The following is a 14,824-nucleotide window of genomic DNA, read 5'->3' as shown; positions in this document are numbered from 1 at the left end:
AACTACAACTCCAGCTTCAATCTCTCCCCCACCGAATTCTCAAGGAAACCTTCTCGGAGGTAAAAATCAATTGTTCGTTGCCAGTTTTCTCTTTCTGGAGTACTAACTTCCAACCGTGGCCAGCCCTCCTCCTTCGCAAAGCTGATCGCCTCAGCCAAAAGAGCCTTGCCAATAAACTGCGAGCGAAACTCTGGTTCAACATACAGCTCCTCGATTACCCCGTAGTTGCCTCCGGCATAAATAGCGGCAGATCTGGATAGGGTAATAACTCCTACAGGAGCTCCATCGGCATAATATAGGAAAGCATGGAATCCATTATTTTGTGATAACAGCTTCTTAGCCGTTACTGCCATCACCTCTGGATCGATGTTGCGCTTATGACCGACAAGAGCTTGCAGCAATTTTGTTACCAGTCCTGCGACCTCACTACTCTGCTTCGCCCCGGCCCTTACAATCGGACTCACCATAAACTATCCCTTCCCTTTAACTTATTTACATTTTTGCCCAGCTGAAATGTGATCACATTTAGAATCTATCAGCAATTTTTACTGGCAGCAAGCTGGGTGCGTAGGAAAGAAAGCGGACAACTCTCTATTGAATAATGGTCACAAAGAGCCAATGGGTAGAAATCATTAGAGCCGAAGGGATTGATGAAGCCTCAACGCTCGCATAGCACCATAAGTTTGAAGAAATGGAACCTGAACAACATCAGAGGCTTTTTCAGTCTTTAGGTATGAAACCTGAAGACTGAAAAAGTACAAGAGGTATTTATGAATTTTACCTTATCCCAAGTCTAAAAAATTCAAGGTAGGACAGCTGGAGCTATTTTATAAATTTAAGCTCCAGCAGACCCCAACCATACCTATAGAACAGCTTTCAACCGCTCTTTCAGAGAGGATATAAACACCTTATCCTTCCCCCCAAGATTGGAAACATAAAGTATAAAATCACTACCATCTTTTCTGACAACAGTTACTGTGGTGGTATCGCCTAATGAACTGGACCAGTCTACTTGTAGGTCCTCAATATCTTCGTAAGATGCCATTTCCTTTTCCAAAATATCCCCATCTTTCCAATAGGAAAATACATGGCGCTGTGTAAAACCATTGCCATCTTCACTCACGAATAGAAGCGCGTCACTATAGAAATATGCTATCTCATCAGTAGCCTTTAGGATCCCCTTTCTCTGCATAAACTTGAGGTCCCTATCTGATATCTCACTGCCTTCAACAACCTTGTCGCTAGCTAAAATACCAAACTCTCCACCGACCACCAGCCCACACACCGGCAAGCTCAACACCACTAACAAAGCATGCCTAGCACGCCATTTGGAACCCTCAATTACCGCTGGTGACTTATCACCATTCACAAACAGTAAATAGTTTGCCAATGGCAATACTGTTAGCACGGTTAGAAGCTGGAACACCAGGGGGTAGCCCGTATATCTACCCAAGACTGGTGAGATCAAAAAGGTAATGGCCAATACAACTGCAAATCCTTTGTTTGGCAAATATGATTTACCATATCGATTTTCACTATCTTCACGGAGTTTATTCCAAAGGGGGAAGTACCAGAACTTGTTAAAAATACCTCTAGCGAGCGGCATGATCGCACTACGTTCCTGCTCCCGGATATATTTGAAGTTTCTATAAAACCAATAAACACCAAAAATTCCGAATGTAAAAACCCACATCGCCGTCAGCTTACCCAGGGAGACAGGGTAAAAAATCGTATCTTCCTTTACAGGATTCTTCCATCTATCAAAGCGCCACATAAAGACCAGGAAGACATACATGGCGGCATAGATATAGATATACGTGGCGAGCGATAACTGTGACAAGAAACCACTCTCAGTATCTCCTGAGGTATTTTCATAAGACTGATAGATACCGTAACTCAGTTGATTCTTGAGTTTGTTAATAGCCTCTACGTAGGCTTGATATTCACTCGGCTTAACATGATCAGCCTTACTGCGGTATATATATTTCAGAGAAAGCGTCTTACTGTCTTCCTGAAAGGAAACTTCATTTTTGAAATAGAAAAAGCTGTTGTCTTCTTCAAAATACTCACTATCAAAAAACCAATCATCTCCATTGAAGTGAACTTCAATAACCTGTTCTATATGCTCTGGATACGATAAAGCCAACGGATGGTGCCTATCCTGATCATCCGGCTCAGATACCCATGGGCTAACAATGTTTGCATAAAAATCAACCTCGTGGCGCTTTCTATCTGGTTTATCTTCCCAAAAATTTTCCAGCTTATATTGCTCATGAGAGGTGAATATATTTCGCTCTGGGTTATCTTCTAGCTCAATTAGAGCAGCGACTTCAATCCCGGGATAATAATCCTCAAAGAACTCCAAATATTCTGTCTGGATTTGATCTCGCCCATTGCTAGCTAAACGCTGTCTCTGCCTTTCGGCGTCCTTACCATAATTTACAGTAGTGGTTGTAAAGGTTGCAGGGCCGTCATCCAGTACTGTGAACTCATCTTTTACAAATACTCCATACTTTGCGACATCTGGCTCCATATTTACCAAGTCATCAGTGCCCGGCCTGAGTATTAGTGCTTTTCCATAATCTGGCTGAAAAATACTACTCAAGTCACCATGCTGATAGCTACGCGTTGGATCTACCCAATACTCTTTGTCTTCAAATTCAAAATAGCTGATAACATGGTCAAATGACCGTACGCTGGGGATTCTATCTTTAAGTCTTGTTTCGGTATTCACTAGAGCCGGGTAGCCATCAACTCCAAGTTCTTTCAATAGAGTTAAAAACAGTACAGTTTTATCTTTACAATCTCCATATCTATACCGCAAAGTCGTGCTGGCTGGTCTGGGCTTGTGTGAGTTTTCCCCCAACTCTATTCCTAAGTAACGTATCTCCTCCTGGACAAACCGAAGTGCGGCAGAGATTTGGGAACTCTTATCTTTGTGATTTAACTTGATGTCAGCGACTAATTTAGCTATCTCCGCATCAACATTAAAAACTCCTTGATATAACCCTAACCCCCAGACACCAACAGCTTCCCAGGTTGCCTGTTCACTAAAGTAAATAGCGCCCCAAGGACTAAACCAGGAAGGAGTCCCATCGTCAGATTTAACTGGATCAAGTTTATTGTCCTCGATGACATACTCTCTGGCACCACCCAGATCTTTTTGTTTGAGTTCCAAATCGCTATTTAAAATTGAACTATAGAGAGGTGTTTGCTTCTCCCACAATATACGCAAATAGAGTCTCTCAAGTGGGACAGACCAATTCAGACTGGAGCTATATGCAAATATCCCCTGATAAACAGGATTCACCCCCGAACGCGTGTAGCTATACTCTACAACATCACCCACCCTGATATCGTCTAACAAAATATTGAGTGTTAATTGACCATGGTAGACTGACTCATCCATCTCCTCTTCGCGCCGAATATGATCTATTCGCGCAGTATTGAGTTTATTTAAAACCTGTCCATCGCGGATCACATTAAGAGTATGTAATGTAACCTTTTGATACTCTGGGTCATAATCAATACTTATCTGTGAGCTTTCATCAACCCCTTCAGGGTTAATAATGTATTCAGCCATTCGAAAGAAGTATTCAAATCCTGGCTCATCCCCTGCTTTGATCTGGGAGTCCAGCAGAAGATAGTGAACCCCATCCTGGATCTTATCCACAGGCCGCTCATTTACTTCAGGAACTACTACCTTTGTAACCCAATCTGGTATGGGAGACGTAGCAACTTCTTCCCTTGCCCAAACCTTGCCTACGGCCAACAATGAACAAATCACTAATACTATTGATATAGCCGCATCAATTTTTTTCTTCATTATCTACTTTTCTACAATACTTAGAGTGGCTTTCAAATACGAAATGGATGCGCACCAGTGAAACTAGACTGCAAACCCAATTAACTCAATACCTGCTTGTACGAGGAGCTTAGTAAAGGCGTTTTTCACTCGAAAGTCCAATATGGAGTCACAATGCGAGCTATCCCGATATTTTTTGTACGATAGTCCATTAACTAAGAACCTAAGACAACGTAAATAGCAGAAGATATAAGATTTAGAAGAGCTGACACTCTCTATACTAAAACTGGTATTCAGATTTATAAAAAGTTAATCACAACCAAACTTCCCCCACAAACTACAAGTAAGCTTATAAATAAGCTTTCCTATTAACTAGGAGTTAACAGGGATAAATTTTGTAACGGTCAGCTACTGTTGGTTTACCCATAGAACAATATAGGGAAACAATTTGCTTCTAGTTAATTTGCGGCCACTGTTCATGGCAGTAGCTAATGTAAATCTCCATAGAAACCTCTTAGTTGTTCCCATTTGGCAACGGCAAGAAATCTAATAGCAGCAGTGGAGCCTAATCACCCCCGAGGAAAGTAGTCGCCCGCCTATGGCATCAAATCTTATGTAGAACAGGTGTTTCTCTTATCTCCAGCAGAAGTTGGGTTTCCGGTAAAGGCGAGCCTCTATAGAAATTAGAATTAATACATATAACAGCCGAAAAAGCACCTGTAAACGATTAAAATTAGCCTTAATGGCTATATTCCCACCTATTAACACTTTTGACCTATGCAGGCTATAATAGATCAAAAAGCACCCATTAACTTAACAAAGCCCAATTAAAGGGTGGAAAGGCAACTATTATGGGCTTTTACGGTCAATCAGATAAGCAAATACTTGGGAAGCTGGGCAATCGCCTCAAAAAGTACCGCTTACGAATGAACCTTACTCAGGATGACATGGCTGAGCGTGCAGGCCTATCCACCTCCACCATTAAAGGGCTGGAGGCTGGTCGTGGCAGGCTTGATAGCCTTGTTGCTGCACTAAGGGTACTTCGCCAACTTGATTCATTGGATAACTTTTTACCTGAACCGGCAGTAAGTCCGATGCAAATTGCTACTCAAGGCAAGCAACGGCAGAGAGCCAGCCGTAGCTCACAGAATCAGCGCGATACTCTGCCCGTGAACAACAATAAGAAAAGGAGCAAGCCAGAATGGTAAGCCAGACAAATGCCGCAACAGTTCACTTGTGGGGCGAGTTGGTAGGCGCTGTCCACTGGGGTGACAGTGGTTATGGTTCATTCGAGTATGCACCGGAGTTCTTGCGTCGGGGGCTGGATATTGCTCCGATAACCATGCCAATTGAAACTTCACAAGAGCCATATACATTTCGCGGCCTCGGTCGGGAAACATTTAAAGGATTACCGGGACTCCTCGCCGATTGCCTGCCTGACAAATTCGGCAATGCGGTGATTGATGCCTGGCTCGCACGCCAAGGGCGAACTCCAGACAGCTTCAACCCTATTGAGCGACTCTGTTACACCGGTACTCGTGGCATGGGCGCGCTTGAATTTCAACCAGCGGTGGACGGCACCTTCAAAGACTCTGTCGACCTGAACGTTGAAGAATTAGTCAATCTAGCTGCCGCAATTACCAATAGGCAGACGGATCTCAATACGCAATTTGGACATAGTGATACTGAAAAATCAGGCTCCTTGCTGGACATTTTGCGCGTTGGCACCAGTGCCGGAGGCGCTCGAGCAAAAGCAGTTATTGCCATGAATGATAAGGGGGATATTCGCTCTGGTCAGGTCCCCGCCCCTAAAGGCTATGACTACTGGCTTTTAAAATTTGACGGCGCGGGAGATCTTGAACTCAGGGCAAGCGATGGCTATGGGCGGGTTGAATACGCCTATTATCATATGGCTCGCGAAGCGGGTATCAATATGGCGAAGTGCGGGCTACTGGAGGAAAATGGCCGAGCGCATTTTATGACGCGGCGCTTTGATCGGGTAAACGGGCAAAAGCTTCATATGCAGTCTCTATGTGGTATTGCGCACTTAGATTTCAACATGGCAGGCGCACACTCCTATGAGCAAGTATTCAGCATAATACGTGAACTATATCTGTCTAAAAATGAAGCCGTTCAGCAATATCGCCGTATGGTCTTCAACGTATTGGCCAGGAATCAAGATGATCATACAAAGAATATTGCATTTCTTATGGACCCAGCCGGAGAATGGTCTCTTTCACCAGCCTTTGACCTGACTTATGCCCACAATCCTGGCGGAGCTTGGACAAGTCAACACCAGATGAGTATTAACGGAAAGCGTGATCACTTCAATTTAGATGACTTAATAACATTAGGGGAATCCATCAGCATTAAGCGTCCAATGGAGATAATTGATCAGGTCGCAAGTGCGGTAGCAAATTGGGAGCAGTTCGCTGAAGCCTCCGGTGTCTCTGAAAGCTGGATTATTGAAATTGGCCAAAACCACCGCAAGCTAACTTGAGTTTTATCTATATGTCATTGACCTAGCCGCTACCCACTTCTTTTGTGGCCCCAAGGATGGAGCCAGGGTTCGATCCCAAATTTTACCGCTAAAACCTTCAGCCTCCCAACCATACTCCCACGGCGGCCCCAGTGTATCTTTTAACTCCAAAGATCCCTTGTCGAATAGAACAGAGGCACCGTAAACGGGCTTATAGTCCATGAGATATCGAGCGGGATGAAGTCAAGTCCAATCGAAAAAACGACACTTCAATCGTCTTCATCTGAGAAATATCAGCTTACATTCTATTTTGGCGATTAACGTATAAAAGAGCTGCTCATGATGAAACTGTCACTTCTATTCACAATAATTTTGATTTCCCTTGCTTTTATGGGAGCTAAAACGGCAGCAGAAGAGAATAGTCATAACTCAATCAAGAATAGTGAGGGCATCATTTGTAATAATGAGTATGTTCTATGCACATCTGCCCCATGCATTCCAGATCCCAGTAATCCAGATTCAAATGCAGTTTGCAGATGTGACGTTAATAAGGGGTTGAACTTCGGGTTTTCTGAATGTAAAAACCGAACTCCTGTGACTGACTCAAACGACGTCAAAAAAGCCTTATCGACATTTTCTTTCGCGCAGGCTCCCACCAAGCCTGTACTTTCCTGCCCCGAAGGTAAACCGTGGACTGATTGCCTGGATCAACCCTGCATTGTCGACCCGATGAATCCACTTAAAGCCATATGCACATGCAAGATTGTACGGGATAAGTCTTTTGTAACTTTTGGAGGCGATTGTGTTTCCCTGAGTTGTGATACGGGTTACTGGTCAGGTGCAACGGCAGAGTCCTATGTGGGAGCAAGCAGAAAACTGATGAAGGCATTTAGCTTAGATGAGGTTCCCGCCAAATATTGCGTGGGGATGAAACCTGAGGTTTCAGAGTAATTTCTGCGCGATCCAAGTCACATCAGTCTTTTGTGCTTTTTAGAAATAGATACCCAATTCGCAGTACGGAGCGTTGATCCCTACTCTGTTTAGAGGCCATACAATTCATGAAAGAATCACCAAGTAGATTATATTACTTTCATAATTATTGAAATTTCGGAAAAAGTTAAATCACCCTTATCGTAATTTCTGGTATGGTTAAATCAACCACAAGAAATGATTAACTAACAACTGCCGCCTAAAAAATAAAAACCAAACAAGCAACACTATTTTTAGACAAAAGGCACTCTTATGAGAACACGCTGTAGCCACGTTTTACTCTGGGTGGAGGATATTCATCAAGCCGTACAGGATTTTCGCCAGCTGGGTTTTACCGTAGATTATGCAACGAAAGAAAAAAGTGCTCAGCACGCACATATTTGGTTTCGTGAGGGAGCGATTATTGAGTTACTAACATCACCATCCAATGCTCAATACTTCAAATGGATTATTGACCTCTTTGCCGGCCGGGGCGCAGGACGTAGGATGATACGTTGGTCGCAAGAAGGAGAAGGTTTTTGTGATGTTGCCTTAGTCAGTGACGATTTTGATAATGATCTTTCAGCGATGAAGCGTGAGGGTGTTCAAACCGGGCGAGTGATTCCCTGGCAACGAACCAAGCCAAACGGACAAAAAACCAGCTTCCGCTTTGTTTATCCTCGCTCTGAGCGACTGCCATTTATTGTAAGTCCATATAACCCACCTCAGTACCCTCAAGAAACAAACCATAAAAATGGTGCTACTGGCCTGAGTAAAGTGCACATGGAAGTCAGTGAACAGGACTGGAAAACTGTACAACGTTTAATCGATAAAGATTCCACATTTAATATCAAACCCGGGCCTACAACCAAAGTTACGGGTATAGAGGTTAGTGGTCTGAGAGAAAATTTGGACCCGACTCTTTTGCATGGGAGTAAAATCAACCCAGCAAGCTAAGGAGCCTCTGAGCTATTTAGTGGATCAATCTCTACAGAGATTGATCCACTCACCATCAAGATAGATAAAACAGTCGTTAACTAAACTGTCGAAATCTTATTACAGACGGTATAGAACTCCAACTCCCGCACGACGTCCTTTTGCCGGCGCCCCTATTCTGGCATCAGGGGCAAATATCGCATTGGTGTAGCCATATAACTGATACTGCTCATCAAGCAGATTGTCAGCAAACAGATAAAGCTCCATAGAGTCCGTTTGCAGTGCTACACGAAGGTCCACCTTGCTGTAAGCATCCAGGTTAAAGTGGTTTTGTGCATCTGCCGGGCGCTCATCTACATGACGTACAGTCAGGTTGGTATTGAGAGCCGGTGCGCTTAACCCCATAAAGTCTGGTAGAGGCTGGTAGTAATTCAATGCCAGGCTAGCACTCCAGCTGGGTACGTCAGGCACTTCATTACCCGCCAAAACGTCACCACCGGAAACACCATACACATCTTTTGTAATTTCCGTATCCAGGAAGCTCAAGCCACCGGCAATACTAAACTGCTCGGTAATAAACCAATCGGCCTCAAGCTCTGCACCAAATGTCTCCGTATCTGCGTTTACTGCAGCAGAGGAATAGGAAGCAAAATCAAAGCCTAACAAATGATCATCTTCCACTGAGCTAAAGAATACAGCACCACTGATATTCAAACTGTCTGACTCATTTTTAATGCCTAGCTCGAAGGTGTCGACAGTTGCGGGCTTGTAAGCAACGCTATCGGCAGACTGCAAAGCAAAGTCATTGAACCCACCGGATTTATAGCCTCGTGCGGCAACTGCATAGATATTTGTGGAATTGGACAGCGAATAACCAAGAGCCAAGCGGCCAGTTGTATAACTATCGTCCAAATCTCTTTGATCTTGAGAAACGTAGAGATTGCCATCCATACCGTAGCTGGAATACTCACCGGCGTACTTCTTACTCTCTTGGGTGTAACGTAATCCAGCTGTAAATTTTAGGGAGTCAGTTACAGGTAATGTAGTCTCACCGTAAATAGCCTGGCTATCAGTATCGTAATCCCGGTATTGATTGGCGAAGGACACCAAATCAATTGAGTCAAAACTTCTTTCACCTTCTTGTAGATTGAGTCCAATCACCCAGAATGTAGATGCCTCAGGCAATGAGGACAAGCGTAGATCCTGGCTGATGGTCTGCTCGTCCTGGCTATCGCCACGAAGATACTCCATTGGGAAATTGAACACTGCTTGGGCAGTCTCTTGGTCAAAACCGGTTAGGTAACTAAAATCCGTGTTGACCAATGCAGTGATAGAAGTCAGTTGAGTATTAGCCCATTGGTGATTGATTTCAGTGGAAAATCGCTCAACGGTTTTTTCATTATCGTCAAAAGCTCCTGGTGTGTGTTCACTGCCAGGGTCATCACCGAAAGGTTGTAATAACTGAAGGTTCAGAAAGCCTTCCTGTTGTTGCTTCTCAGCAATAAATAAGGCTGATGTTTTCGCACCCAAATCCCATTCCAGACTACCTCTGAAAGCCAGGTCTTTGGGTTCAGTCATTGGATCGCCGTTAGTCGTATTCTCAACCCAATGGTCCTCACTGATATGTCGGATGGCTACTCGGCCACGGAGTGATTCAGAGAATGGGCCGCTGATAACAGTTTGATATAAACTCTGGTTATCCTCTCCGAGCTCTACACGTCCGTAAGCTTCAAACTCTTCGGTTGGCTTGTTAGTGGTAATATTAATAGCGCCAGCTTCACTGTTGCGCCCGAATAAGGTCCCTTGAGGACCCTTTAATATTTCCAGTCTTTCGATATCAAGGGTCCCAAGGGACACATTTCCCGCAGGCATAGATACGCCATCAAGGTTCACTACAACGGAGCCATCATCCTTATTTACCTGAGTCAGTGAACCAACCCCGCGAATACGGATATTTGCATCCACCGCACCACTGGAAGAATAAACATCTACTCCAGGTGCACTGCGCAATGCATCTTCAAAATTGAGCAGCAATCGGTTTTTCAAATCCTCTTCGCTAACAACACTCAAGCTGAAGGGAACATCCTTGGCTTTCTCTTTTGTAAGCCGGGCAGTAACTTCAACGACTTCCATTTCTGTTTCGGAAGAACTCTCCTTTTCCGCTCCTTCCGCCGCAGAGTAGGCTCCGGAAGCGTATAGCAGACTTGCCGATATTAGCGAAATTTGTTTCGCAAGTACTTTCTTATCTAGGTTTAAGCTGAGCATAAATTGAATTTCCTTTCTATTACTTAGGCTATTAATTGATATTCGATACTTCAGAACTCTCAGCCAGTAAATTCTGTGCAGGGTCCCGCTGATAGGAAGGCCAGATATCCAGCGCTAGAACTTTCTCCAAGGGCAGACGCTCAATCAGCGTTTTTCCATTGATGACCTCGGAATCCAACTCATTGATATCGGCTAGCAAACGGTAGCTGGCCGTTTGTGCGACCGGTTGCCATCCACCCTTCTCCCAGCGCCAACGCTGTCCGTCCAGGCGTATTTGACCGGACTCCAGGTACTCGACCGTTAGAGCTGATGAAAGAGGAGCCCCGAGCATATTTTGCGTCCGTGTCTCACCGACATAAGCGCTCAGTACATTTTCAATATTCTTCTGCTGCTTGATGTCATCGAGTAACGCGGACAGGGACTCAGGAGATTGCAGAAGCGTCCAGTCCAGTGCGGCCACCGGCGCATAGTAGCGAGTCCAACCGGAAATCGGTGCGGTGCTCAAGCGCTCAACGGGTACCTCACTGCCAGCCAGGTCTCTGGTCGTCTTATCGGAGTATCGAACCAGCACATCATCAAGCACTTCGATGCCATCGATTTCCGCTACACAAAGCAGGCCAATCGCTCCGGAAACTCCATCGCTGAGCCACGCGGAGCCGGCAATACGTCGTATGTCCGAACTTTCCAGTAAATGCTGGCGGGCCAAAGCTCGGGCGATATCGACCCGCCGCAGCCAACGCCCTGTACCTTCATCGGCAATATCCCAATGAGGCCCCTCGGACAATTGCAGCAAATTACCGCTGGCCCGTGTCTCTCCAAGTCCTCTTGGCCATTGGGCAATCCGTTTAATTTCGATATCAGTACCCAGCCGCTGGCTCACGCAGGCCTGCATCTGCCCAACGTCCTTAGCAATGGCAGAAACCATATTTGAGCGATCGGAATCATGGGAAATATCAAACCCATCGAATACCGCTAGTTTCGTATTGGGTGCCCATTGAATGGAGAAATCCAAGGGGCCAGTAGTACTGCCCTGTTCGCTGAAGACAGGCTTGTCAGCGCTTTTAATACGAACTTGCCAACGCCAATCTCCCGAAGGGGCCGCGCCCTCAAGGGTTGTGGCCAGCTGTGCGGTTGGCAGCGTAAACTCACGGCTTAAACCCAGTGCTTCGCGCTCTGCTGGCACCCGCAAAATACGCTCGGGATCAATGCCTAGACGCGGAACAATATCACTGGCTTGTAACCAGACTCCACTGGCAGTCAGCCCTGAGGGTTCTCCCTCTGCGGACCACCCCGGCGCCTTCATTTGCCACAACAGTTTGATATTACAACCCTGATCAGAGCAGCCTGATACTGGCAGCGACATATGGTCGTAACGTTGATCCGGTGTGACTTCACGCCCGCCCACTGAGGCCTTAACCAATACAAATCCGTGGGGTAATTCAAACTGCAAGCCCTGCCCTTCGACATGAACTTTATGCAATAACCACTCACCTTCTACTGTTTGGTTATCCGGGTTGATATTGATATTCAATTCACCACCGGACACCTCAAACCCACTCGCTTTCGGCAGCCAATAAGATTCCCAGAGGGCATCTTCTTGTTTGAGTTGCTCTGGTGATTGATACCCGCCCTGCACTACCAGCCTATCTCCCAATACAGAACCGAGACCGAGAAGAAATAAAGCGGAACAAGCCACCAGAGCGCCCTGAGGGGCCATAAGACGTGAACGTATCAGGGCAAAACCCTGAGACATGCGGCTATCCAGTCCACGGGGAATCAAAAGAGCAGACAGGCCGATCATCAATATGGCAAGCGCAACTTTAAATCCATCCAAGGCCAATAAATAACCGATCCAGGGTTCCCAACCACTGAGTGCTGACAGTTGAATATGAGCGGTGATACCCACTTCATAGGGCGGGTAATGCACCAGCTCCAGCTCATGATTGAGGACCAGAATAAAGGTCACAAACATTGACATGGAATAGGCAAAGCCCGCATGGCGGAACAGTGCATGCACCAAAAGCACCATCATCGACAACTCCAATAAAGGAGCTGTCACTATCAGCAATTGATAAGTGAACGCCTGTACGATATCGACAGATGCAGGAGCGGTGAGAAGCACAGTAATAATGCCCGATAGACCCGGCAACAGGGCCAACAGCACCGTCATGGCGAATACGGTAAGGGCAACGCCAAATAATCGTGTGTAGTCGGGCGCGGGGGTTGCAGACAGCATGTCGTCAAACCCAGGCACCTGATCCCTGCGGCACACCAAGCCAGTCAATGCGGCGATTACAAAAGCAATAACCAGGAAAATAACATCCTTGAGAAGCGGCAATAGCATTTCCAAGCGCGGTGCCATAGGCCCTTCAGCGTGCCAGATGATCTGGGTAAACGAGCTAGCCACCCCCATTATTACCAGGACCGCAACACCGACCCACCAAGCGCGACTACTCCATACGTGAAATAATCTCCAGCGAGCTTCCAGCATGAGTTGACGCAAGGCGCGGCCAACCGATGCGGTATCGGGCTTAGATGGAGAGAAATCTTTAACCTTGCGAGTGGCTGCCTTTTTAGCGGCCTTCGCCCGGGCAGGTTTGGCAGCCCCTTCCAGTACCAGTGTTTCCCTTCGCAAGTATTTCAGGCAAGCCGCCAAGGCAAGCAAAGGAACAAGACACCATAGAATTCGATTCAGTACCGAACCCAAAGTAAACGGCAGTAGCGAGGTTGATTTTTGCAGAGGTGTCCAGGAAGTAACCTCCGTATAAACGAAAGTAAATAGCGAGGGGTCCATTACCGCAGCCAGCTGCGGATTAATATTGCCACCCCGAAGAACGATCACAGCAAACATCCACAGCATCATTAAAGCCGCTGCGAGTCCAAAAGGACCGGCCAGGCTGCGAGTTCGCAACGTAGCGACAAAATACAGAGCGCCAATACCGATGCTCGCGGGAATCTGTAACCAGATCCATGCAAACCCAAGGGCTTTCCAGGGCGCTGGGCCAATCGCTGTTTCGGGCAGCAAGCCCATCCACACCAATACCGGCGAGACCAAAAATCCTACCAGCGCAGATGCACTTAATATGGCTCCTATTACCGCTGCGCCAAGAAACCGCCCCCAAAGCATTACGCTCAGGGAATTCGGTGTTGTATAGATCACTTCATGCAGACTGGCTTTGCGGTCCCGCAAAATAGGCTGCGAGAAAACCCAGGCCCAGGCAAAAAACTGAAAGAACATACATCCCGCACCCATCAGGTAAATGAGTGATGGTGAGTTCCGGGGAATATCTGTGGCCCCCATTTTTTGCATGTAGTCGGCATTGACCAAATTCAGAAGCAGGTAGATCACCAGCCCCCAGAAGGCTAAAGCCACGATGCCGCTGCTAAATCCGGCTCTTATCTCCAGCTTTGCCTCATGGGCAATAAGCGCCAGCTTGTTCATGCAGCCTCCCGCTGGTCTTTTACCTGCTCAATAGCCAGATGATAAATATCTTCCAGGCGAGGCGTGTGGGCAGTAAAACGAGAGTCTGCGGGTTTTTCCCCGTGTACGATTACCTGGGTACCATCGGGTCTGGCAATATTGTGCAGGGATGCGGGAAGTGATTCGCCACGGGGAATCAGTGCTTGCCACATCTTGCCTATATGAGGGTCTGTGACCTCCGGGGCTGTGCCCTCAACAACAATACGCCCAGAGGCCAATATGGCCAGGCGCTGGCACAGGTTTTCGATATCTTCAACAATATGAGTAGAGAGCAATACAATGGCATCCGCCGCGACATCCGCCAAAACACAGTGAAAGCGATTGCGTTCAGCCGGGTCCAGGCCAGCGGTTGGCTCGTCAACGATGATCAGGCGCGGCTCGCCAATCAATGCAATGGCAATACCAAAACGACGCAGCATACCGCCGGAATAGGTTGATACGGCTCGATCGGCTACATCGGCCAAATTGACCTGCTCCAATAGCCTATCCACTTCACGGCGTCTTGCGCTTGTTTCAGTGAAGCCTTTGAGCCAGGCAAAACGCTCCAGCAATGACCGCGCTGCAATTCCAGGATAGGCGCCGATATGTTGCGGCAAATAGCCCAGTTTACTGCGCATAAAGTCCGGCTTTGCCAGCACATCCACACCATCCAGCATGATCCGACCACTGTCCGGGGTTTGCAGGGTAGCCAAGGTACGCATCAAACTACTTTTCCCGGCACCATTAGGCCCAAGTAATCCGTACATGCCGGGGCCAACTTCCAAGTTAACGCCGTTTAACGCCTTCACCCCATTTTTATATGTCTTAAAGAGCCCTTCGATGATCAACCCTGATTGATTTTGCATCTCTCCTCCTAACCCCGTTTTATAAGTAAAAATTCCGTAATCAC

The 14,824-nt window shown here is 46.6% G+C and carries 9 protein-coding genes; 4 read left to right on the top strand and 5 right to left on the bottom strand.

What is annotated here, in order from left to right; translation table 11 throughout:
- Window positions 1-2: 2 nt before the first annotated feature.
- Together QT397_14695 and QT397_14690 are read right to left on the bottom strand one after the other, a co-directional pair.
- Window positions 3-467, bottom strand: coding sequence for a GNAT family N-acetyltransferase (locus QT397_14695; GenBank protein ID WNZ54141.1), 465 nt, complete (start codon window positions 465-467; stop codon window positions 3-5).
- 395 nt (window positions 468-862) lie between these two features.
- Window positions 863-3,826 (bottom strand): DUF3857 and transglutaminase domain-containing protein, encoded by a 2,964-nt coding sequence (locus tag QT397_14690; GenBank protein WNZ54140.1) that lies wholly within the window; start codon window positions 3,824-3,826, stop codon window positions 863-865.
- Between the two features lie 830 nt (window positions 3,827-4,656).
- Here QT397_14690 and QT397_14685 point away from each other — a divergent pair.
- The 4 genes from QT397_14685 (at window position 4,657) to QT397_14670 (ending at window position 8,210) form a co-directional block, all read left to right on the top strand.
- Window positions 4,657-5,013, top strand: coding sequence for a helix-turn-helix transcriptional regulator (locus tag QT397_14685; protein ID WNZ54139.1), 357 nt, complete (start codon window positions 4,657-4,659; stop codon window positions 5,011-5,013).
- Complete coding sequence (locus QT397_14680; protein WNZ54138.1) at window positions 5,007-6,305, top strand: type II toxin-antitoxin system HipA family toxin; 1,299 nt, start codon at window positions 5,007-5,009, stop codon at window positions 6,303-6,305. Before QT397_14685 ends, QT397_14680 begins: the two co-directional genes overlap by 7 nt.
- Before the next feature lie 318 nt (window positions 6,306-6,623).
- Window positions 6,624-7,235, top strand: a complete 612-nt coding sequence (locus QT397_14675) for a hypothetical protein (protein ID WNZ54137.1) — start codon at window positions 6,624-6,626, stop codon at window positions 7,233-7,235.
- A gap of 291 nt (window positions 7,236-7,526) precedes the next feature.
- Entirely contained in the window at window positions 7,527-8,210 is a 684-nt protein-coding gene (locus QT397_14670) for a VOC family protein (protein ID WNZ54136.1), read from the top strand.
- Between the two features lie 99 nt (window positions 8,211-8,309).
- Here QT397_14670 and QT397_14665 read toward each other — a convergent pair whose 3' ends face one another.
- From QT397_14665 to QT397_14655, 3 genes are read right to left on the bottom strand one after another with little or no spacing between them, the layout of a single operon-like run.
- A complete protein-coding gene (locus QT397_14665) occupies window positions 8,310-10,454 on the bottom strand; it encodes a TonB-dependent receptor (protein WNZ54135.1) in 2,145 nt (714 codons plus the stop codon).
- Window positions 10,455-10,485: 31 nt separating this feature from the next.
- Window positions 10,486-13,896 (bottom strand): ABC transporter permease, encoded by a 3,411-nt coding sequence (locus QT397_14660; GenBank protein ID WNZ54134.1) that lies wholly within the window; start codon window positions 13,894-13,896, stop codon window positions 10,486-10,488.
- On the bottom strand, window positions 13,893-14,780 hold the full coding sequence (locus QT397_14655) for an ABC transporter ATP-binding protein (protein WNZ54133.1): 888 nt from the start codon (window positions 14,778-14,780) through the stop codon (window positions 13,893-13,895). Before QT397_14655 ends, QT397_14660 begins: the two co-directional genes overlap by 4 nt.
- Window positions 14,781-14,824: the final 44 nt, after the last annotated feature.

The organism is Microbulbifer sp. MKSA007 (genome assembly GCA_032615215.1).
Classification (GTDB): domain Bacteria; phylum Pseudomonadota; class Gammaproteobacteria; order Pseudomonadales; family Cellvibrionaceae; genus Microbulbifer.
This window is presented reverse-complemented; position numbering and strand designations above follow the sequence as displayed.

Coding starts and splice junctions, on each gene's coding strand:
- QT397_14695 (WNZ54141.1), bottom strand. CDS start 467: ATGGTGAGTCCGATTGTAAGGGCCGGGGCGAAGCAGAGTAGTGAGGTC.
- QT397_14690 (WNZ54140.1), bottom strand. CDS start 3,826: ATGAAGAAAAAAATTGATGCGGCTATATCAATAGTATTAGTGATTTGT.
- QT397_14685 (WNZ54139.1), top strand. CDS start 4,657: ATGGGCTTTTACGGTCAATCAGATAAGCAAATACTTGGGAAGCTGGGC.
- QT397_14680 (WNZ54138.1), top strand. CDS start 5,007: ATGGTAAGCCAGACAAATGCCGCAACAGTTCACTTGTGGGGCGAGTTG.
- QT397_14675 (WNZ54137.1), top strand. CDS start 6,624: ATGATGAAACTGTCACTTCTATTCACAATAATTTTGATTTCCCTTGCT.
- QT397_14670 (WNZ54136.1), top strand. CDS start 7,527: ATGAGAACACGCTGTAGCCACGTTTTACTCTGGGTGGAGGATATTCAT.
- QT397_14665 (WNZ54135.1), bottom strand. CDS start 10,454: ATGCTCAGCTTAAACCTAGATAAGAAAGTACTTGCGAAACAAATTTCG.
- QT397_14660 (WNZ54134.1), bottom strand. CDS start 13,896: ATGAACAAGCTGGCGCTTATTGCCCATGAGGCAAAGCTGGAGATAAGA.
- QT397_14655 (WNZ54133.1), bottom strand. CDS start 14,780: ATGCAAAATCAATCAGGGTTGATCATCGAAGGGCTCTTTAAGACATAT.